Origin of the sequence: Bradyrhizobium sp. SZCCHNS1022 (genome assembly GCF_032484835.1) — a bacterium.
GTDB lineage: Bacteria > Pseudomonadota > Alphaproteobacteria > Rhizobiales > Xanthobacteraceae > Bradyrhizobium.
Genome location: NZ_JAUETT010000002.1, coordinates 59,576 through 78,905 on the forward strand (window position 1 = coordinate 59,576; position 19,330 = coordinate 78,905).

A 19,330-nucleotide genomic window follows, 5' to 3' on the forward strand; every position below is an offset into this window, starting at 1 on the left:
CGGCCGTTATTGCCGGCGGCAATCGCGCAAGTCGTAGTGGTCAGCGCTTCCGCAAGCTCGCCAAACGAACCGCGCGCGAAGCCGGCTTGCCTGCGGACTTTGTTGAAGCCTTCGCTGCAGACTTGGCTGAAGTTTTTGCCGGGGTCTTTGCTGCGGATTTGGCTGCTGGATTCGGCGGCACAAGCGCCATGCTGGCGAGATGGCGTCGAGGCGGCGCGACCGGCATCGGCGCGGGTATCGCGAACAGGTTCGCGGCGGGCACCGGCAGCACGGTCGCGAGCTTGCCCGGTGAGGACGGGTTGTCCGCTTGCGGCCAGGACGCCTCGCGCCGGAGCGACGAATCGTCGGATGGTCCGGCAGACAGCAAGTCGAGATCCGCAGCCGTCGCGCGCGAGTGGGTGACCGAGCCGGCGAAGTTGAAGCTCGGGAGCGCCGGCCATTGCGCCACCGGAACCTCGCCGGCGTGCGGGTGCACCAGCCATTCCTGCGGCTCGGTCGGCGTTGCCGGCCGGTCGGGCGTCGCCGGCACGACCTGGACGATGCGATAGCCGCGCGCCTTCAATTCGTTCAGGATCTTCGGCAACGCGGCGACCGTGCGGGCGTGAATGTCGTGCAGCAGCAAGATGCCCTTGCCGCGCGCTTCCAGCCGCTTCATCGCGAGCTCATAGACGCGATTGGCGGAGATATTGCGCCAGTCGTCGGCGACAAAATCGGCGCTCCAGACCTGCAGCCCGAGCGAAGCGGCATACGTCTCTACGCCCTCGCCACGCGAGAGGCCGGGCACGCGGAAGAACGGCGTCAGGGCCGAGGGATCGGTCAGCGCGGCCGACACCGAGGCGATGCCCTGATCGACCTCGGGCTTCGACTGCTCGACCGTCATCTTGTTGAACGAGAGCGGATGGTTCTGGCTGTGCGTGCCGATGGTGTGGCCCGCGGCGGCGAGCTTGCGCACGCCCTCCGGGCTGGCCTTGGCCTGGCGGCCGATCGTGAAGAAAGTCGCCTTCACGCATTGATCGGCGAGAACCTGCAGCACCTGGTTGCTGTATTTCGGCAGCGGACCGTCGTCGAACGTCAGCACCACCTCGTGATCGTGCAGCGGCAACGTCTCGCGATACTGCATGGCGCCGATGCGCGGATGCGCAAGCGGATCGACGACCAGCACGCGCGATGTGCCGAGCGCATCCGGATGACCCGGGCACTCCGCGGCCGCTGCCGCGCTGGTGCCGAGCAGCGCACACACCAGGACGGCGCTCCAACGCCGCTTGCCGAGGCAAACCGAACGATTGTCACTCATCACGCAGCTTGCATCCTCATTCCAGCGCCGCAACCTCAAGCGGCGCAAATTCTAGCAGGGATCAGCCATAGCTGCGACCTGCGATCGGCGCCACGGGCGCATTTGCATTTCCGTTGTGGCGCATTTGCAGGCGGCGCAGCTTTACAGGTGGCGCAGCGCGCGCGAAAGACTAGCCATCGCCGCATGAACGACGCATTAATCGCGAGCGGCGTGGATATCCGGCTGCGCAGCCTCGTCCGATTGCTTCGTCGCTGGCGGCACGATGTGGACCACCTTGTAGCCGTGCTGCTTGAGATAGCGGAGGAAGGCGGGCAGCATCGCATCCGTGCGCGGCTGCGGGTCGTGCAACAGGATGATGCCCTTGCGATCCTGTTCGAGCCGGCTGGTCAGAATCTTGAGTTCCTGCTCGGGCGATATCGGGTTCCAGTCCCCGGCCCACAGATCCGCGCCGAACACGGCGATGCCGCGAGACTGCAGCAGCTGCAGCGTCGCCGGGGTCGATTCGAAATAGGGAAAACGGAAAAAGGGCGTCGATGGCGTGGTTGTCGACACCCCGTGCAGCGCCTTCTCATCGGCGGCAATGCCGCGGTCGATCTCCTGGATGGCCTGTGCCGGTGTCAGGTGCGCAAGATTGGCGTGGGTGTAGGTGTGATGCCCGATCGTGTGCCCTTCGGCGGCGATCTTTTGCACCACCGAGGCTCGTCCCGAAGCCGGCTCGCCGACCAGGAAGAAGGTCGCGCGCACGCACTCCTTGGCCAACTCGGCCAGTACCTTGTTGGTCCTCGGCGGCGAGGGGCCGTCGTCAAAGGTGAGCACGACCTCGTGATCATGGAGCGGCAATGTCTGCGGGAAGCTCTTCAAGCCGACGCGCGGGTAAATCTTGGGATCGACGGTGAGCACACGTGACGTGCCGAGCGTGCCCGCGCGCGGACATTGGGCCGACGCGCCGGTCGCGGACGCCGTTGCCGCTGCGGCCACGCTGTGGGGCAGCCCAAGCCAAAGTCCGAGCCCAAGCAGAATGGCCGCTGCGTTCACCCAAATTCCGATCTGGCTCTTCATCTGGCGCCTCGGCAGCATGTTTCTGATTGCGTCGCGTGTGGCCCATTAGGTAATGCGTCAAAGCACGTTTCAGACCAGTTTGCGTGATCTGTCAAACCCGCGAGGCCCGCCATGGATGAACAATTGGACGTGGCCCATGATGCAGCGGTTCTCGACCGCGCTCCCATGCGGATGGACAACGGCGAGATCCGGCCCGAGTTCATCGAATCCATCACCGCAGCCATTGCGTCGGAGGACGAGGCGTTCCTGCGTGCGGAGATTGCGGAACTGCATGAAGCGGATCTCGGCGACCTCATCGCGGCGCTGGCGCCGGAGGATCGGGTTCGGCTGGTCGAGCTGACCGGCACCGATTTCGATTTTTCCGCACTGAACGAGGTCGACGATGCCGTCCGCGAGGAAATCCTCGAGGAACTGCAGCCGGAGACCGTCGCAGAAGGCGTCCGCGAGCTGGAATCCGACGATGCCGTCGAACTGCTCGAGGGGCTCGACGAGAAGGATCAGGAGGAAATCCTCGACCGGCTGCCTCCGTCCGAGCGCGACGTGCTCGAGCGCAGCCTGGACTATCCGGAGGGCTCGGCCGGCCGGCGCATGCAGAGTAAATTCATCGCCGTGCCGCTGGATTCGACCGTGGGCCAGGCGATCGACTACATGCGCGAGACGCCGAACCTGCCGGACCGGTTCTACGAGATCTATGCGGTCGACGGCGTGCAACATCTGCAGGGGGCGGTCGCGCTGGATGCGCTGTTGCGGGCGCGGCGCCCGGTGCCGCTCGCTGAGCTGATCGATGAAGACCGCCGCCGGGTCTCGGTCACCGATGATCTCGCCGAAGTGGCGCGCCTGTTCGGCAAATACAATCTGGTCGCGGCGCCGGTGGTCGATGCCGACAACCGGCTGGTCGGCGTCATCACCATCGACGACGTCGTCGACGTGATCGAGGAGGAGGCGGACGAGGACTTCAAGGCGCTGGGCGGCGTCTCCAGCGATGAGGAGCTCTCTGACAGCGTCTGGACCATCGCCAAGGGCCGCTTCAACTGGCTCCTGATCAATCTTGCCACCGCATTCCTGGCATCCTCGGTGCTCGGACTGTTCGAGGGCCAGCTCGAGAAGATGGTCGCGCTTGCGGTGCTTGCGCCGATCGTCGCGAGCCAGGGCGGCAATGCCGCGACGCAAACTATGACGGTTGCAGTGCGCGCCTTGGCCACGCGCGAGCTCGGCTCCAACAACGCCTTTCGCGTCGTCTTGCGCGAGGGACTGGTCGGCCTCGTCAACGGCGTTGCCTTCGCCCTGATCACAGGCGTCGCTGCGGTCGCCTGGTTCAAGATCCCCGGGCTTGGCATCGTGATCGGGCTCGCGATCATCTCGAACCTGGTGGCCGGCGCGCTCGGCGGCATCCTGATCCCGATGGTGCTCGATCGGGTGAAGGCGGATCCGGCCGTCGCGTCCGGTACTTTCGTCACCACCGTGACCGACGTGGTCGGCTTCTTCGCCTTTCTCGGCATTGCGACATTGTGGTTCGGGCTTAAGTGACCGGATCGAATAGCTGAGAGATTTGAAGGGCTTTTATCGTTAATCCGACCTTAACGCGGCTGCGCGAGAGTGGCGCACCGAGACGGAGTCGGATCATGCAACGTTTGCGCTTGAAGGCAGATGGACGGATCGTGGAGCTGCGCGACGGCCAGGAATTTCCACTGGCGCCGGCTGCGGCACCCACCGCGCCTGCCGAGGTTCGCGACCTCAGGCGCCGCGCCCATCTCACTCAGCAGGAATTCGCCGCCAAGCTCGGGGTCCCCGTCGAGACGATCCGGAACTGGGAGCAGGGCAAGCGCATGCCGCGGGGGCCGGCCCGCGCACTTCTGACAGTGATCGCGCACGCGCCGGATACGGTGTTCGCTGCCTTAGCCAAGACTTAAGCTCAAACCTAGTCTCGCATGGCACCATCTGCAGATGCGGACATAATGCCTCCCATCGGAGGGCGCGGCCATGCAAGCGATCGAGGCCAACGGCGCCAGCATCCCGGCGATCGGACTGGGAACCTGGGAATTGCGCGGGCGGAGCTGCGCCCGCATCGTCGAGCAGGCCTTGAAGCTCGGCTATCGCCATATCGATACCGCCCAGGTCTATGAGAACGAGCGCGAGGTCGGGGAGGGGCTGCGTGCCTCGGGCATCCGCCGCGATGCCGTCTTCCTGACCACAAAGGTCTGGACCACCCACTTCGCGCCCCATGACCTCGAACGCTCGGCGAAGGAGAGCCTGGCGCGGCTGCGCGTCTCCGAGGTCGACCTGTTGCTGCTGCACTGGCCGAATCCGCAGGTACCGCTGGCGGAGACCCTGGGCGCGCTGGCGCATGCAAAGGCGCTCGGGCTGACCCGCCACATCGGCGTGTCGAATTTCACGGTGGCCCTGGTCGAGGAGGCGGTCGCGGCCAGTTCCGAACCCCTGGTGTGCAACCAGGTCGAATATCATCCCTATCTGGACCAGACCAAGGTGCGCGAGGCCTGCGCCCGCCACGGCCTCGCCGTGGTCGCCTACAGTCCGGTGGCCAGGGGCAAGATCAAGTCCGATGCGACGCTGATCCGAATCGGACGCGCGCACGGCAAGACGCCGGCGCAGGTCTGCCTGCGCTGGCTGGTGCAGCAGAATGTGGTCCCGATTCCCCGCACCTCGCGCATCGAGCGGCTGTCGGAGAACATCGCCATCTTCGATTTCGCCTTGTCGGATGCAGAGATGGACGAGATCTTCGCGCTCGCTAGTCCTGAAGGACGGCTCACCAACTTCGCCTTCGCGCCGAAATGGGATTGAGGCCCGACCGCGGCTTGCTATGCTCGGGCTGAGATGGCACACGCGATGGCCAGCGCGCCGCGTGGCGGCGCCAGGGCCTCGGCGATGACCGCGCGGACGCGCGAAGAAGCAGCATGGAACGGTGGCAGTTTATCCGTTGGGGCATCGCGGCGTCGGTGCTTGCGCATATCGTCATCGCGGCCCTGATTTTCCTGTCGACCGGCGTGCGGCGCTTCGAGCCTCCTGCACCGGAGGTCGTGGCGGTCGACATCGTCGATCCGGATGAGCCTGCGAAGGCGCCTGAACCCGCGCCGAGCCCTTCACCGACGCCTGACCTCGCCTTGCCCAAGCCGGACGTCTCGCCGGCGCCCGCGGCGGCCGCACCCGCTCCGGCACCCGCACAACAGCCGACCCCGGCGCCAACGCGCGAAGCCAAAGTGCCACAGCCGCCCGAGCCGCAGCCAGAAACGAAGCCGTCCGCGCAGCCGCAAGCTCCGGCCCCGTCACCGGCAGCACCGAGCTACGTCCCCGCGCAACCGGACCTGACGGTCAAATATGGCGTGATGCTGGGGCTACCGCCGCCCTTGCCGCCTTTATCCGCGTCAGGGGACGGTTCGGAGGACGGCAAGGATGCCGGACCTTCGGCGAACACCAATCTCTCTGCCAATCTCGTGGCGCCGTTCCGGCAGCATCTGAAAAGCTGTTCGAAATTGCCGGCTTCCGTGTCCCGTTCCGACAACATCATGGTCAAGCTTCGCGTGGCCATGATGCCGGACGGTCGGCTCGCGGCGGAGCCCGTGCTGATCGCGGGCACCGCCTCGGTCAAGGCGTTGGATCTGAAGCAGAGCGCCGTGCAGGCGCTCACGGCCTGCCAGCCTTACGGGATGTTGCCGCCGGACCGCTATCGCGAATGGAAGGTCCTCGAACTGTCGTTCACGCCCCAGGATTTCGTGGACTGAGGGACGCTGCTCCCACTCAATGGCCCATGGCCTCCCAGGCGCTGGAGGCGAATTGCCGGCGCCAGGTCACGATGACGACGGCCGCCGTCGTGACGAATAGCGCCCAGGGGCTCACGAACCACCCGAGATAGCCGAGCGCGAAAAAGAAGGCGCGCTGGCCGCGATTGAAATGGCGGCCGCCGGCCTCGAACAGGCGCGTGGTTCGGATCACATGGGCTTCGGCCTCCGGCGTGCCGCGCTGCGGCGCCAGCGGCATGCCGCCGATCAGGATCGCGACATAGTTGAACAGCCGATAGGCCCAGGCGAACTTGAAGAAGGTATAGATGAAGATCAGGACCAGTCCGACGCACTTCACCTCCCACAGGGCCGGGTGCGGGCTGAGGTCGACCGGGAAGGTCTTGAACACGGCGAGCGCATCGCTGGTCGAGCGCAACAGCGCAAGCCCGCCGCCGATCGCGATCAGGCTCGAGGAGGCGAAGAAGGCGGTGCCGTTCTGCAGGGACGACATGATCTGCATGTCGACCATGCGCGCGTCGCGCTCGAGCAGGCGCCGGATCCAGACCTCGCGGTACGCATTCATCCGGGCCGAGAGGCTGTTCCGCCCATAGGCCGTGTGCTCCAGGGTGATGGCATAGACCACCCATTCCAACACGAAAAAAGAGACCGCAGCGATATCGACGGTATACGTGCTCATCCTGTATTCCTTGCCAACCGCGAGTGTCCTGAATCCGAAGCTTGCTTCAGCCGTGGCTTGGCTGCGCGGGACCAAGGCAGACGCCGCGCGGCTCGGCATCGCAAGACGACGTCGCAATGGAGACAGGTTCGGACATGACGTTGAAGCTCGTAATCGGCAACAAGAATTATTCATCCTGGTCGATGCGGCCGTGGCTGGCGATGCGCGGCTGCAACATCGCCTTCGAAGAAATCTTCGTGCCGCTCTATACCGACGACAAGGCTGACAAGGATCGGCTGTTGAGCTTCTCGCCGGCGGGAAAAGTGCCGATCCTGATCGACGGCGACATCACCGTGTGGGATTCGCTTGCGATCATCGAATATCTCGCGGAGCGTTTTCCCGACGCCGAGCTGTGGCCGAAGGACCTCGCCGAGCGCGCCTATGCGCGCGCGATTTCGGCCGAGATGCATTCCGGTTTCGTGCCGCTGAGGAGCGCGTGTCCGATGAACTTGCACCGGCCGGTGCGGGCAATCGCCTTGTCGGAGGAGGTGAGGGCCAATATCGCGCGCATCGAGCAGATCTGGCAGGAGTGCCGCCTTCGCTATGGGACGCGCGGACCGTTCCTGTTCGGCGCATTCAGCGCGGCTGACGCCATGTTCGCCCCGGTCGTCCACCGCTTCCGCACCTTTGCCATCGACGTCACGCCGCAGGCGCAGGCGTATATGGATACCATGCAGGCGATGCCCGCCTGCGCGGAATGGACCCGGGACGGGCTTGCGGAAACGCTGGTCATCGACCGGATCGAGCAGATCTGAGCGCACAGCAAGATGACCGCGGGGAGCTTGGGCCTGCCCTGTGCGTCCTGGTATGCTTGCTGAAGTGGATGTAGCGGACGGAGCGGTAGCGATGGGATTCCTCGACGAACTCAAGAACTCGCCGGCCTTTCGGGGCGCTCTGGGGCAATTGGAGGCCGCCGTGCTTCCCGTCGTCCTGAACGAGGTCTTCGGCCAAGGCGGGCAGGGCGGTTTGAGCGCGATCGTCGCCAAGCTGGAGCAGGCCGGTTACGGCGCCCAGGTCAAATCCTGGCTCGGCAACGGCCAGAACCTGCCAATCTCGGCCGAGCAGCTGCAGCAGGTGCTCGGCAGCGACGTGGTGAAGCAGCTCGCGGCCCGCTACAACATTCCCGTCGACCAGCTCTCCAAGGTGCTTGCCGAGCAATTGCCGCTGGCCGTCGACCACGCGAGTCCGGACGGGAGGCTTCCCCATACCGCCTGATCGGCCGGATCGCCGGAATGCGGGGCGCGCTGCCGCTCCCGGCGGGCATCATGCTGAAAAGGTTTGCAAAATTGACGTATTCGCCATGCGCGCTTCGCTGGCCAGGGAGCGGGCCTGCGTGCTATAGACGCCATTAATATAAGAGAGCCGGATGGCTCCGCCGCGGGGGACCGTTGGCGGCCCGGCGTTCAAGCAGGAGAAGGCGTTGAAACACAAATTCCCCGTCGGGGCGACCGTCACCTTTACCGCAAGCAGCGTCTCGCGCCCGGCCGCCAATGGTACCTATGAGATCATCCGCCAGCTCCCGACCGAGGGCGACGACTACCAATACCGCATCAAGAGCTCGACGGAGGCGTTCGAGCGCGTTGCCAAGGAAAGCCAGCTGGCGCAGTCTTAGCGCGCACTCTGGACTGAGGCGGCGAGCAGCTTCGGCCAGTGCGATTTATTTGACCCCGTTGCCGCGTGGCTGCGGCCCGATGGAACAAGGAGGGGAACAACCGCCGCTGCGCTGCTGTGCTCGCTGGACGCCGCGCAGAGGAGGGGCAGAGGGGGTAACGACGGGACGTTCCATCCGCTTGCGGATGGGGTGGGGATAGCGGGTCGCCTTGAACCACTCTCCGCGCGCACAGCGGTCGGAATCGGCCTATGGTCGGGTGGCTGGGCCGCCTGAGGTCTGTGTTGCATTTGGCCATTGCTGATCGCCTATCGCGGCCCCGCGCTCCGGGCGCGACTATCGCAATCGATCGCCGGCTCGCCAAAGGGACCGTTGCGCATGAACTTGACCTTGCCCGACCAATTCTGGAGCTCTCCGGCCTTCCCGATGTGGCTCACCTTGGCGGCCGCGGCCTTTTTCGGCCTGGTCGTCCTGGTCACGCTGTTGCGCGCCGAGAAGTCGGTTGCCAATGGAGCGCTCACGGTCATCACCCTGTTGGCCGTCGGGATCGCGGTTGCGTCCACGATGCGAAGCCTGGATGAGGGCGGCCATAGCGAAGCCAGCGAGAACGTGGCCATGCCGGCGGGCACCATGCTTCCCGCGCTCGCCTGCGTCGACGATCTCGCGGGCGATCTCGTGCTGTCGAACTGCGAGAAGAATCTGTTCGGGGCGGCCGACGCCACCGCGGCCGCGGTGAGCTATGCGGGCGCCATGATCTCCCGCTTGACCGCAACCGGCGACGTGACTGCCGCCAACAAGATCATGACCCCCGAACTGCTCGCGCTGCGTCGGGCGATCGAGCGCGACCGCTACGGATTGATGGCCTATGTGCTGCTCACGCGTGACCGCTGCACCCCCTCCGACTGCTACGCGTTCCGCTCCGTGACCGACCGTCAGCAGCTCGTCAGCAATATGGAGGGGCGAACCTATGAGGGGTTGGTGACGCGCTATGCGTCGCAGTGGAATGTCCCTCAAGCGGCCCCCGGCGCGCAATCGCAAGCGGCGACCGGCAGCTTTGCCGGACTGGCGCCGTCCATGCCGACGGGCAAGCCCACCAATGCGGAGTTTCCGAGCGCGTCCTCGACGCCGCCGGTCAGCATCATGGTTCCGGAGCCGACCGCATCGACCTCGCGCTCGGCCGCAACCGGGGGCGCGGCTTCGGCCGCTCCCGCGCCGCGGGCGCCGTCGCCTGCGGTCGCGGCGAGCCACGCCCAGGCGCCGGCCAAGAAGCCTGCGGCGCCGAAACCAAAGCCGCCTGCATCGACGCCACAGGCCGCACCCGAGGCAGCCGAACCGGCGCCGAGCAACGAGTAAGCGCTAACCCCTCTGTAAGGCCATGTCCCTCCATTTGATCAAGCTGGCCGTCGGCTGCGAGTCGGTCAACGAACTGAAGGAATGGATCGCCGAGCGCATGCAGGCGGCCAGGAAGAAGGGGCTGCCGGAGCACCACGTGCATGTGACCCGGATGACGCCGAAGCGGATCGAGGAGATCCTGGCCGGCGGATCGCTCTACTGGGTGATCCGGGGCGAGATTGCCGCGCGCGAGAGGATCATCGCCGTCGAGCCGTTCCGCGATCGCGACGGCATCGGACGCTGCCGCCTGGTGATGCAGCCGAAGGTGATCTCCGTCTCGCCGCGGCCGATGCGTCCGTTCCAGGGCTGGCGCTACCTGAAGCCGGACGATGCGCCGCCCGATCTCGGCAAGGCGAGCGCCGACAGCGTGGCCGCCATGCCCGAGCCGATGCGGCGTGAATTGCGCGATCTCGGGCTGCTCTGATTCGTCGGTGGCACCTCAGCCTGCCGGGCTGCGTAGACTTACGCCCCGATGTTGTCGATCAGCCGGGTCTTCCCGAGTTTGGCTGCCACCAGGATACGCCAAGGTCCGTCCTTGGCCGAGGCGAGCGGGGCGAGCGTCTCCGCGTGGCGAACCTCGAGGTAATCGAGCACGAAACCGGCGCTCGTGATCAATTCGGTCCCGCCCGCAACTGCGGCTTCGATGCTGCCTCCGGCGCGCAGCCTGCCGGCAACCTCCTTCATGGCCTTATAGAGCGTCGGGGCGGCGCGGCGTTCCTCCGCGGACAGGTAGACGTTGCGGGACGACATCGCGAGGCCGTCGCGCTCGCGCACGGTGCGTGAACCGATCACCCTGACGCCGAGATCGAGATCGCGTGCGAGTTGCGTCACCACGCGCAGCTGCTGATAATCCTTCTCGCCGAACACAGCGATGTCGGGCCGGCATTGGGTGAAGAGCTTGGCGACCACGGTTGCGACCCCGCCGAAGAACTGCGGGCGGTAACGATCTTCGAGGCCGGCCAGAGCTGCCCCCTCCGGGACAATGCGGGTTGCAAAGCCATCCGGATACATCGCCTTCGCGTCGGGATGCCAGATCAGGTCCACCTTCTCGGCGGCGAGCTTTGCTACGTCCTCCTTCCAGGTGCGCGGATAGGATCCGAAATCCTCGGTCGGTGCGAACTGAGTGGGGTTGACGAAGATGGAGACGGCCACCTTGTCGGCGCGCCGCTTTGCCAGTCGCACCAGGGACACATGCCCGTCATGGAGCGCTCCCATGGTGGGGACCAATGCAAGCGACGCCTTTCTTGCGCGCAAGCCATCGAGCGCACGACGCAGTGCGGACAGGTTGCGGACGATCAGGGGACTTCGTGACATTTTTGCTCGATCTGCAGACTGAAATGATGAGGTCGTGTGTTAGTTCTTGACCGGTTGACGGCCGACCTTATCAAGGACGATGCGAGACCACCAAGCGTACTTAGCACGTCTGCTGCTGCTGCCGCACGCATCCGCGTCGCAGGCCGCTCGGTCGTGAGTCAGACGCCGGCGCGTCGCGCATTGCGATGCGGGCTTACAATACGCGCGCATTTAACTTGACCGCAGACGAGCGTGACTCGAAGATGATCGCGAGGGGTCGTTGACATGCTGGTGCAGACGAGCCAGGGGCAATCGGGTTCGGCCCATGTGATCGTGCTCGGTAACGAGAAGGGCGGTTCCGGCAAGTCCACGACCGCTCTGCACATCGCCGTGGCCTTGATGAAGGCCGGCCAGCGCGTCGCCACCATCGATCTCGATTGCCGGCAGCAGAGCTTCACCCGCTACATCAACAACCGCAGCGCCTGGGCGCGCCGCACCGGTCTGCCGCTCGAATTGCCGACGCACTACTGCATCAAGCTCGGCCAGACGATGCAGATCGCCGAAAACGAGAACGCCGAATTCCAGCAGTTCATCGAGGCCGTCGCCGCGGTCGAACATGCCTTCGACTTCATCGTGATCGATACGCCGGGGACGGACAGCTACCTGATGCGGCTCGCGCATTCGATGGCCGATACGCTGGTGACGCCGATCAATGACAGCTTCCTGGATTTCGACGTGCTCGGCACGGTCGATCCTGCCACCTATGCGGTGACCGGCGAGAGCCATTATGCGGAGATGGTCCGCGACGTCAGGCGCAAACGGCGGCAGGTCGACGGTGCGAGCACCGACTGGATCGTGGTGCGCAATCGGCTCTCGATGCTCGGGTCGCGCAACAAGCAGTTGGTGGCGGAAGGGCTGAGGGAGCTGTCGTCGCGGCTCGGCTTCCGTTCGATCGACGGCTTTGCCGAGCGGGTGGTCTATCGGGAATTCTTTCCGCGCGGCCTGACCGCGCTCGACGATATCGACGAGGCGACGCTCGGGACCCGTCCCAATCTCGGCCACGTGACGGCCCGGGAAGAGGTCATGACCCTGTTGCGGCAGCTCAAGCTGCCGCTGGACGAGCGCGGACGGCGCCGCGCCGCGAACCGGGCGGAATGGTTTGCCCAGGTCGATAAGCCGCTGGATGTCCACGACATCATCAGTGCCTGAGACGTCGGGGGCAATCGCTTCGGCTTGCCTAAGGTTCAGCTTGCCTAAGGTTCGACTTGCTTAAGGTTCGACTCGCCTGAAGTTCGCCTTGCCAAAAATGTCCGGATCCGGCGAGGGGTCCCGCAAATCTACGGATTTGTCGCCGCGCGACCCGGGAACCCGAATTGCGCGATCCGCTTTACGGACAATTAGGCATCGGATTGAATTCTTCCATTGCCATCCAGCGCCCAAAGAGAGCGGGCGCGTGCCCCAGGTTATGCTGCACAGCAGTTAGCTGCAACGCACAACGATGAGGCGGCCGATACACAACATTTAGTCTTCCGGTCACAGGGCCGTTACATATATTAAACACAAGGGGCAGTCAGAGTTCGGTTGCAACCGCTAAGGGCTGAGGAGCCCGAGGACGAACATGAAACGTGGAATCAGCGTTCTGTTGTCTGTCAGTGTTCTGGCCGCGGCCGGCTACGTGACCATGAGCAAATGGGCGATCCGGCACGAGACGCTTCGTTTCCATGACGCATCCCGCGACAATCGCCTGGTCGAGGTGGATGTGGCCGTCCGGCGCGACAAGGAGATGCAGGCCGACGCCGGGATGATCAAGCTGCCGGTCGCGATCCTCAATCACGGAAATACCGTCAAGTTCACCGAGTATTCCTTCCTGGCCAACGTGTTCGCCGCGCGCGGCTACATGGTGGTCAGCATCCAGCACGACCTGCCGACCGACCCGCCGATGGTGACCAAGGTCGGCGAGATCTATGTCGGCCGGCTGCCACAGATTCAGCGTGGCGTCGCCAACATCAAATTCGCCGTGGAGGAGATGCGCCAGGTCGAGCCCAACGCCGATTATGGCCATCTGACCATCGTCGGCCATTCGATGGGTGGCGACATCTCGATGTATTTCGCCAAGCAGTATCCCGATGAAGTTCGCAAGGTGGTGACGCTCGATAATCTGCGCGTGCCCTTCATCACCCAGGGCAGGTTCAAGATCCTGTCCTTCCGCTCCAACGATCCGCAGTTCAAGACCGATCCGGGTGTGCTTCCGAGCGACGATGTCTGCGAGAAGGAAGGCATCACGGTCGTGAAGACCGACTTCCAGCATAACGACATGCGCGACACCGGCCCGGAAGAGGCCAAGGTGTCGATTCAGGCCATGCTCGACAAGTTCCTGGCGGATAGCGACAGCGCAAGCGACGTATCGCCGGTCAAGACCAAGTCACCGCTGACCGATCCCGGCCCGGTCGCGCCCTATGCACCGGTGGCAAAGCCCGCCAAGCCGCTGACCCACTAACAAGGGAGCGCGCCTGCCGCCGGGCCGCCTTCCGAGCCCGGGAGCGCATTGCAGGTCCTGCCGCGGCTGCCCACATCCCAGGGGCAGCTTCGTGAGCGAGGATGACGACCGACCCCACCAAGATACGCCCCGACGAGGCGACCTCGACCAGCGCCGAGACGCGACACGGCAGCGTGCCGGAGGAGGCGCGCTCGAGCGCTTCCGCCATTGCCGACTTCGTCGCCAAGGCCCGCTCCATGGCGCCAGCGGCGGGCACCCGAGGCCGGCTGGTCTTCGCGCTCGACGCCACCATGAGCCGACAGCCGACCTGGGACATGGCCTGCGCGTTGCAAGCCGACATGTTTCGCGAGGCGGCTTCGCTCGGCAGCCTCGATATTCGCCTGATCTATTATCGCGGCTTCGACGAGTGCCGGGCCACGCGCTGGATTTCCGACAGCGCCCAGCTCGCGCGCTTGATGGGCAAGATCGACTGCCGCGGCGGCAACACCCAGATCGGCAAGGTGTTGAGTGAAGCCCGCCGCGACGCCACCGCGTCCGGTGTGCGGGCTCTGGTTTTCGTCGGGGACGCGATGGAAGAAAGCGTCGACGAGCTCTGTAACAAGGCCGGCGAACTCGGCATCCTCAAGGTGCCGATCTTCATGTTCCAGGAGGGACATGATCCCACAGCCGAACAGGCCTTCCGTGAGATCGCGCGGCTCAGCGGCGGCGCCTGGTGCCGCTTCGATCCAGGTGCTGTCGCTCAGTTGCGCGAGCTGCTGCGCGCAGCAGCCGCTTATGCCGCCGGCGGCCGGGAGGCGCTGCTGCAGCTGTCCGCACGCGAAGCGGGCGCGGCGCGGCTGCTTGGGCAGATGAAGTAGCGGCACGGCCGGCGTCGGGCGAGGCGTAATCTCCGTCCTGCTTTTTCCGGAGCACGCGACTATATTCGGCCCATGACTCTCGTTGCAGGCGCCGTCGCCGTCATCACCCTTTATTTGCTGCTGCAGATGTTTCGCGCCGCGAACCCTGCCGTGCTCGCGCGCGCGATCAAGATCGTGGGCGGCATCCTGTGTCTGGCCGTGGCGGCCTTTACCGGAATTCGCGGCGAATTCGTCGTGGCCATCCCGATCGGGCTGTTTGGGGCCGGTCTGTTGGGCTGGGCGCCGTCCGGCATCGGCAATTTCGGAAATATCTTCGGACTGGGGTCGAAACGCTCTGCGGGCAACAGCTCGCAGGTGCGCTCGCAATTCATCGAGATGATGCTCGATCACGACAGCGGACGGCTGGCGGGTCGGTTCGTCGCCGGTCCGCATACCGGCCGTTCGCTCGACGATTTCGATCTGCCGCAGCTGGCGGCGATGATCCCGACGCTCGACGTCGATAGCGTCGCGTTACTTGAAAGCTATCTGGACCGCCGGTTTCCCGCTTGGCGTCAGCACGCGGATCGAGACGCGGCAGGGGGGCAGCGCCGCGCGGCGGCGAACGGCAAAATGACGGCGGAGGAGGCCTATCAGATCCTTGGCCTGCAGCCGGGGGCGGGGCGGGACGAGATCGGGCGCGCCCACCGTGCGCTCATGAAGAAACTGCATCCCGATCAGGGGGGGTCTACGTATCTCGCCGCCCGGGTAAACGAGGCCAAGGATACTCTGCTTCGCACGCATCACGGCTGACTCCGGCAACGCCACTCACGCCACAAGACCGAAACCGCTTCCATCGCTTGCTCTGCCGACGCCGGCAGTCGCCCGCCGTTGACCGGCGCGATCGATCGTTCATGGTGAAGAAGTTCTAGCCCTAAATTCTTGACGAGAGGTTTGCGCGGCGGCTGTTGGCGGCCGCGGTCAAGGCGAGACAAACAAAAAAGGCCCGTGCGCGTGGCGCACGGGCCTCATGGTTGCAGGATTTGCCGTTCTTAGTTGTGCACGGTCATGCAGGAGATGTCGGCGCGCTTCAGCTTCTTGCAGACGGCTTCGGCTTGATCACGATCCAGACCGGCGAAGCGGGCGCGGATCAGCGTCTTGTCGCCCTTCGACACGGTTTCAGTGAACGGATCCGCCTTGCTGAGCAGGCCTTGGGCCTGGCTCCGCGCGGTTTCGATTCGCTTCTGGGCTTCCGCTTCGCTTTCCAGGGCGCCGACCTGAACGATCCATCCGCTGTGAGTGACGGTGACTTTCGTGGCAGCTTCCGAGGCCGGAGCGGCGGAGGCCTGCTGCTGCAGCGGGGCCGGAGGTTGCGGCGCCGGCGCGGCATAAGCCATGGCCTGCGAGGAGGCCGGCGGCAGGCTCGAGGCGGGCAGGACGCCGAGGATGCCGTTGCCCGTGCCGTGGCCGGGCGGCTGCGGCGGCAACTCGGCCCGCTGCGGCTCGGGCCGATAGCCGTCATTCCGGGCGGCTTCGACCGGGGCTACCGGCTGCGGGGAGGCGGAGGCGAGCTTGACCGGACCGGCCTTGACCTGAACGGTCTTCACTCTGACCGGCTTCATCGGCTCGGTGGAGCCGGGCATGATCGACATCGGCTGGCTCTCGATCACGCCCGAGGTCATCGGAGCCGGTTCGCTCTTCGCCTCGAACTTCTTGTTGTCCTTCGGCTGCGTCGGCGGCAAGGCGGCGGTCGCCTCCGACAGCGCCGAGAAAACCCTCGCGGCGCGGCTCGGTGCCGGGGCGTCGGGAGCGGCCGAGGCGACCTGTGTCGCGCCTTGGTCGGCCGTCTCGGGGGATGAATCGGAGCCGCTGCGTTCCGTGATCGCCGCGACCGTGCGCCTGGACGCGGCCTTATCGAGATTCTCCGCCAGCAGGTTGCGCATGATGGCGTCGCGGGAGCCGCCGCTGCGGCCGCCCAGCACGACGCCGACCAGGAAGCGGTTGCCGCGATGAAGCGAGGTGACGAGATTGAAGCCCGACGCGCGCGTGTAGCCGGTCTTGATGCCGTCGACGCCATCGACGCTGCCGAGCAGGTGATTGTGATTGCGGATCGACTGACCGCGATAGTTGAAGACCTCGGTCGAGAAGTAACGATAGTAGCGCGGGAAGCGATCCTGGATCGCGCGGCCGAGGATCGATTGATCGCGCGCCGTGGTGATCTGGTCATCGTCCGGCAGGCCCGAGGCGTTCACGTAAGTGGTGCGGCTCATGCCGAGCGCACGCGCCTTGCGGGTCATCATCTTGGCGAAATTGTCTTCGTCGCCGCCGATGGCCTCGGCAATCACCACTGCGGCGTCGTTGGCCGAACGCGTCACCAGGCCCTTGATGGCATCCTCGACGCGGATCGACTGGCCCGGGCGCAGGCCGAGCTTGGTCGGCGATTGTTCGGAGGCGTGCTCGGAGACCGACATCTCGGTGTCGAGCTTCATCTTGCCGGACTCCAGCCGCTCGAACAGCAGATAGAGCGTCATGATCTTGGTCAGCGAGGCCGGATGCCGCAGCGCATCGGGGTTGGTCGCCGTCAACGTCGCTCCGGAATTGCCGTCGACGATGATCGAGGCGAAGGCGGGACTGTAGCTGCCCTCGTCATTACGCGGCGAGTGGCGCGATGCGTGATGGTGCCGATGATGTCGACGCGCTTCGGCGCTGTCGACCGTGAACACCGCCGCGGTCGCGAGCGTGAGCATCCCGTAGATGCCAACCCGCACCAGGCGCGAGGAAGCCAAGTTTTTGCGAAGCATGAAATCCCCGTCCAATTTCTGACTTGATCACCGGCTCGTGAGGCAAAATTGTGCCGAACGCTCCCGTGACCTTGAGCCTGCCGGGCTGCCGATTGGCCGATAACGGTGACCACAGATCGAAAGACCGGAACTGAGGTTTTGTTAAGACGCTGTTTCCGAACAGCTTTTGCTGGATCCGCCGGCTTTTTTTGCGGCAGGACCATAGGAGAGGTTAGGGCGGGCGGGTTGCCAAAAGATTAAAGAACTCTTGCGGAGATCTCCGGGATATCCCTCTAATCCCACCTGTTGTGCATTGCACAAGATTCTTGCTTTCATTGTGCGGTGCAGTATATATGGCCTACGCCTCAGAAGAGCGAAGGCCTTCTGAGTTGCGCTTCGTCAGGGAAAGGGATGCCATGTTTAAGGTTGAGGACTTTCAGAACTACGGCAAGGAGCAATTCGAAACCGTCGTGAGCTCCGCGACGTCCGTACAGAACGGCCTGCATGCGATCGCCACCGCCTACGGCGACTACACCAAGAAATCGTTCGAAGACACCAAGTCCTTCGTCGAGAAGCTGTCGGGTGTAAAGTCGCTCGACAAGGTGTTGGAAGTTCAGAACGAATACGCCAAGTCAGCCTACGAGACCTTCGTCGCCGACTCGCAGAAGATCGCGAGCCTCTATTCGGATCTGGCCAAGCAGGCATTCAAGCCGCTGGAAGGTTTCGCTGCCAAGTTCACCCAGCCGGCCGCGACCCACTAAATCGGCGTTCGCCCGCTGTGGGACGACAAAAGCCCGGCGATCGCCGGGCTTCTTTTTTGGCTGATGTTCGACATCAGTTTTGCTTCGATTGCCGACGCCTGCGCGGAACCATCGCCTTCGTCCGGCCAACGATCCTCCATTTTCAAGGGGCAGGACAATCAACGGCAACGGGCGCGACGATGATGACGGGCTCATGGATCGCGGCAAGCGCTGTTGGCGGCGATGTCCATCGTGATCATCGCGGCCTACGACCGGTCGTGTCGGTCACGAGCAGGAGGAAGCTACCGACGCTTGCGAGAAGCGCGCCGTTGAATGCCGGTCACGCGGATCATAAAAACTGAGGCAAAGACTTCACAGCCCGTCATTGCCTGCGGGGACCGGTTCCTCGTTGATGTCCACTGAATCCGCTTTGTAAAATCCGGACGAATTGATTAACCTCTTCCACCGTCGCCTGGGTGGAGAGTCGGTCCTTGCGGCGAGCGTGGTTGACCGCGATGCGTGCTTGCGGCGAGCCGGCAGCTGACCCATATTGCCGGTGTCGGTCCAGCCGGACCGGTCGGCTGGGAAAGGCGATCTGGGACGCTGGTCCGGGCAGCCAGAGTGGCTCCGGCGGGGACAAGGCAGAAAACCCGTTGAGGGATTCTGCCGTAATATCTAACGCGTGTACCATGTCGCAGCTAACGTCCAGATTTGACCTGTCAGCGCCTCTGCCACTGCCCAATATGAGCAGCAACGAGAATCGGCCCGGCGGAACCGGCGGCGGCCCCGTCACGTCCGTCATCACCAAGGTCAAGCCGAAGACCAAGCGTCCGAACCTCTATCGCGTCCTGATCCTGAACGACGATTACACGCCGATGGAGTTCGTCGTTCACGTCTTGGAAAAATTCTTCAACAAGGACATCGAGGCCGCGACCAAGATCATGCTTCACGTCCACCACCACGGCATCGGGGAATGCGGGGTGTTCACGTACGAGATCGCCGAAACCAAGGTGACTCAGGTGATGGATTTCGCCCGCAAGCACCAGCACCCGCTGCAATGTGTGATGGAGAAGAAATAGGCAGGGAAGATAGGGCCGGGCCGGTCTTGCCGACTGCTGTCTTGACCGACGCGTCTTGGCGGACGTGGTGGCTGGAGTCGACGGGTTCGCAAGCCGGCCTCTTTCGATTTCGTAGCCTTTGATCTGCAGCCCGCCATCTTCGCGCGACATGCCCTCACGCGATCGTTTCGCAACCGATCGTTCTGTGGAATAGGCGCAAGAGCAGACTCCCCGGACCGCAAAATCCATCCAACTCGGCGTCAGCGCCGGTCCGCCACGGTCGGAACGGGTTTTGCATTGACGAT

The 19,330-nt window shown here is 64.5% G+C and carries 20 protein-coding genes; 15 read left to right on the forward strand and 5 right to left on the reverse strand.

All coding sequences use genetic code 11. The annotated features are described in order from the left end of the window. Window positions 1-40: 40 nt before the first annotated feature. Entirely contained in the window at window positions 41-1,294 is a 1,254-nt protein-coding gene (locus QX071_RS13740) for a polysaccharide deacetylase family protein (RefSeq protein WP_315703253.1), read from the reverse strand. 195 nt (window positions 1,295-1,489) lie between these two features. Next, entirely contained in the window at window positions 1,490-2,353 is an 864-nt protein-coding gene (locus tag QX071_RS13745; RefSeq protein WP_315703254.1) for a polysaccharide deacetylase family protein, read from the reverse strand. Between the two features lie 111 nt (window positions 2,354-2,464). Here QX071_RS13745 and mgtE point away from each other — a divergent pair, with 111 nt between their 5' ends. From mgtE to QX071_RS13765, 4 genes are all read left to right on the forward strand, one after another. Then, window positions 2,465-3,880, forward strand: a complete 1,416-nt coding sequence (mgtE, locus tag QX071_RS13750) for a magnesium transporter (RefSeq protein ID WP_315703255.1) — start codon at window positions 2,465-2,467, stop codon at window positions 3,878-3,880. 95 nt (window positions 3,881-3,975) lie between these two features. Next, complete coding sequence (locus QX071_RS13755; RefSeq protein ID WP_315703256.1) at window positions 3,976-4,263, forward strand: helix-turn-helix domain-containing protein; 288 nt, start codon at window positions 3,976-3,978, stop codon at window positions 4,261-4,263. Between the two features lie 70 nt (window positions 4,264-4,333). Continuing rightward, the gene (locus QX071_RS13760; protein ID WP_315703257.1) at window positions 4,334-5,152 is read left to right on the forward strand and encodes an aldo/keto reductase; all 819 of its coding nucleotides are present in this window, start codon (window positions 4,334-4,336) and stop codon (window positions 5,150-5,152) included. Window positions 5,153-5,265: 113 nt separating this feature from the next. Continuing rightward, on the forward strand, window positions 5,266-6,090 hold the full coding sequence (locus QX071_RS13765; RefSeq protein ID WP_315703258.1) for a hypothetical protein: 825 nt from the start codon (window positions 5,266-5,268) through the stop codon (window positions 6,088-6,090). A 16-nt stretch (window positions 6,091-6,106) separates the two neighbouring features. On the opposite strand, the gene QX071_RS13770 is transcribed toward QX071_RS13765, so the two are convergent. Continuing rightward, a complete protein-coding gene (locus QX071_RS13770) occupies window positions 6,107-6,784 on the reverse strand; it encodes a DUF599 domain-containing protein (RefSeq protein WP_315703259.1) in 678 nt (225 codons plus the stop codon). 134 nt (window positions 6,785-6,918) lie between these two features. On the opposite strand from QX071_RS13770, the gene QX071_RS13775 reads away from it, so the two are divergent. The 5 genes from QX071_RS13775 to QX071_RS13795 all read left to right on the forward strand — a co-directional run bounded on the left by QX071_RS13775 (window position 6,919) and on the right by QX071_RS13795 (window position 10,248). Further along, window positions 6,919-7,578: a glutathione S-transferase family protein gene (locus tag QX071_RS13775; protein ID WP_315703260.1), complete on the forward strand. Its 660-nt coding sequence runs from the start codon at window positions 6,919-6,921 to the stop codon at window positions 7,576-7,578. 91 nt (window positions 7,579-7,669) lie between these two features. Continuing rightward, window positions 7,670-8,038 carry a YidB family protein gene (locus QX071_RS13780; RefSeq protein ID WP_315703261.1) on the forward strand — a complete coding sequence of 123 codons (369 nt, stop codon included), beginning with the start codon at window positions 7,670-7,672 and terminating at the stop codon, window positions 8,036-8,038. 205 nt (window positions 8,039-8,243) lie between these two features. Next, entirely contained in the window at window positions 8,244-8,435 is a 192-nt protein-coding gene (locus QX071_RS13785) for a hypothetical protein (protein ID WP_315704252.1), read from the forward strand. Window positions 8,436-8,810: 375 nt separating this feature from the next. After that, on the forward strand, window positions 8,811-9,785 hold the full coding sequence (locus QX071_RS13790; protein WP_315703262.1) for a hypothetical protein: 975 nt from the start codon (window positions 8,811-8,813) through the stop codon (window positions 9,783-9,785). A 22-nt stretch (window positions 9,786-9,807) separates the two neighbouring features. After that, the gene (locus QX071_RS13795; RefSeq protein WP_315703263.1) at window positions 9,808-10,248 is read left to right on the forward strand and encodes a DUF1489 domain-containing protein; all 441 of its coding nucleotides are present in this window, start codon (window positions 9,808-9,810) and stop codon (window positions 10,246-10,248) included. Between the two features lie 38 nt (window positions 10,249-10,286). Here QX071_RS13795 and panC read toward each other — a convergent pair whose 3' ends face one another. After that, complete coding sequence (gene panC / locus QX071_RS13800) at window positions 10,287-11,138, reverse strand: pantoate--beta-alanine ligase (RefSeq protein WP_315703264.1); 852 nt, start codon at window positions 11,136-11,138, stop codon at window positions 10,287-10,289. Window positions 11,139-11,402: 264 nt separating this feature from the next. Here panC and QX071_RS13805 point away from each other — a divergent pair, with 264 nt between their 5' ends. The 4 genes from QX071_RS13805 (at window position 11,403) to QX071_RS13820 (ending at window position 15,260) form a co-directional block, all read left to right on the forward strand. Beyond that, a complete protein-coding gene (locus QX071_RS13805) occupies window positions 11,403-12,326 on the forward strand; it encodes a division plane positioning ATPase MipZ (protein WP_315703265.1) in 924 nt (307 codons plus the stop codon). Between the two features lie 409 nt (window positions 12,327-12,735). Next, entirely contained in the window at window positions 12,736-13,614 is an 879-nt protein-coding gene (locus tag QX071_RS13810) for an alpha/beta fold hydrolase (RefSeq protein ID WP_315703266.1), read from the forward strand. A 101-nt stretch (window positions 13,615-13,715) separates the two neighbouring features. Beyond that, window positions 13,716-14,471: a VWA domain-containing protein gene (locus QX071_RS13815; RefSeq protein ID WP_315703267.1), complete on the forward strand. Its 756-nt coding sequence runs from the start codon at window positions 13,716-13,718 to the stop codon at window positions 14,469-14,471. 72 nt (window positions 14,472-14,543) lie between these two features. Further along, window positions 14,544-15,260 (forward strand): DnaJ domain-containing protein, encoded by a 717-nt coding sequence (locus QX071_RS13820; RefSeq protein WP_315703268.1) that lies wholly within the window; start codon window positions 14,544-14,546, stop codon window positions 15,258-15,260. Window positions 15,261-15,499: 239 nt separating this feature from the next. Here QX071_RS13820 and QX071_RS13825 read toward each other — a convergent pair whose 3' ends face one another. Then, window positions 15,500-17,248 (reverse strand): D-alanyl-D-alanine carboxypeptidase, encoded by a 1,749-nt coding sequence (locus QX071_RS13825; RefSeq protein ID WP_315703269.1) that lies wholly within the window; start codon window positions 17,246-17,248, stop codon window positions 15,500-15,502. A gap of 395 nt (window positions 17,249-17,643) precedes the next feature. Here QX071_RS13825 and QX071_RS13830 point away from each other — a divergent pair, with 395 nt between their 5' ends. After that, on the forward strand, window positions 17,644-17,988 hold the full coding sequence (locus QX071_RS13830; protein ID WP_315703270.1) for a phasin family protein: 345 nt from the start codon (window positions 17,644-17,646) through the stop codon (window positions 17,986-17,988). A gap of 722 nt (window positions 17,989-18,710) precedes the next feature. Beyond that, entirely contained in the window at window positions 18,711-19,046 is a 336-nt protein-coding gene (gene clpS / locus QX071_RS13835) for an ATP-dependent Clp protease adapter ClpS (RefSeq protein WP_315703271.1), read from the forward strand. The last annotated feature ends 284 nt before the right edge of the window (window positions 19,047-19,330 follow it).

Coding starts and splice junctions, on each gene's coding strand:
- QX071_RS13740 (WP_315703253.1), bottom strand. CDS start 1,294: ATGAGTGACAATCGTTCGGTTTGCCTCGGCAAGCGGCGTTGGAGCGCC.
- QX071_RS13745 (WP_315703254.1), bottom strand. CDS start 2,353: ATGAAGAGCCAGATCGGAATTTGGGTGAACGCAGCGGCCATTCTGCTT.
- mgtE (WP_315703255.1), top strand. CDS start 2,465: ATGGATGAACAATTGGACGTGGCCCATGATGCAGCGGTTCTCGACCGC.
- QX071_RS13755 (WP_315703256.1), top strand. CDS start 3,976: ATGCAACGTTTGCGCTTGAAGGCAGATGGACGGATCGTGGAGCTGCGC.
- QX071_RS13760 (WP_315703257.1), top strand. CDS start 4,334: ATGCAAGCGATCGAGGCCAACGGCGCCAGCATCCCGGCGATCGGACTG.
- QX071_RS13765 (WP_315703258.1), top strand. CDS start 5,266: ATGGAACGGTGGCAGTTTATCCGTTGGGGCATCGCGGCGTCGGTGCTT.
- QX071_RS13770 (WP_315703259.1), bottom strand. CDS start 6,784: ATGAGCACGTATACCGTCGATATCGCTGCGGTCTCTTTTTTCGTGTTG.
- QX071_RS13775 (WP_315703260.1), top strand. CDS start 6,919: ATGACGTTGAAGCTCGTAATCGGCAACAAGAATTATTCATCCTGGTCG.
- QX071_RS13780 (WP_315703261.1), top strand. CDS start 7,670: ATGGGATTCCTCGACGAACTCAAGAACTCGCCGGCCTTTCGGGGCGCT.
- QX071_RS13790 (WP_315703262.1), top strand. CDS start 8,811: ATGAACTTGACCTTGCCCGACCAATTCTGGAGCTCTCCGGCCTTCCCG.
- QX071_RS13795 (WP_315703263.1), top strand. CDS start 9,808: ATGTCCCTCCATTTGATCAAGCTGGCCGTCGGCTGCGAGTCGGTCAAC.
- panC (WP_315703264.1), bottom strand. CDS start 11,138: ATGTCACGAAGTCCCCTGATCGTCCGCAACCTGTCCGCACTGCGTCGT.
- QX071_RS13805 (WP_315703265.1), top strand. CDS start 11,403: ATGCTGGTGCAGACGAGCCAGGGGCAATCGGGTTCGGCCCATGTGATC.
- QX071_RS13810 (WP_315703266.1), top strand. CDS start 12,736: ATGAAACGTGGAATCAGCGTTCTGTTGTCTGTCAGTGTTCTGGCCGCG.
- QX071_RS13815 (WP_315703267.1), top strand. CDS start 13,716: ATGACGACCGACCCCACCAAGATACGCCCCGACGAGGCGACCTCGACC.
- QX071_RS13820 (WP_315703268.1), top strand. CDS start 14,544: ATGACTCTCGTTGCAGGCGCCGTCGCCGTCATCACCCTTTATTTGCTG.
- QX071_RS13825 (WP_315703269.1), bottom strand. CDS start 17,248: ATGCTTCGCAAAAACTTGGCTTCCTCGCGCCTGGTGCGGGTTGGCATC.
- QX071_RS13830 (WP_315703270.1), top strand. CDS start 17,644: ATGTTTAAGGTTGAGGACTTTCAGAACTACGGCAAGGAGCAATTCGAA.
- clpS (WP_315703271.1), top strand. CDS start 18,711: ATGAGCAGCAACGAGAATCGGCCCGGCGGAACCGGCGGCGGCCCCGTC.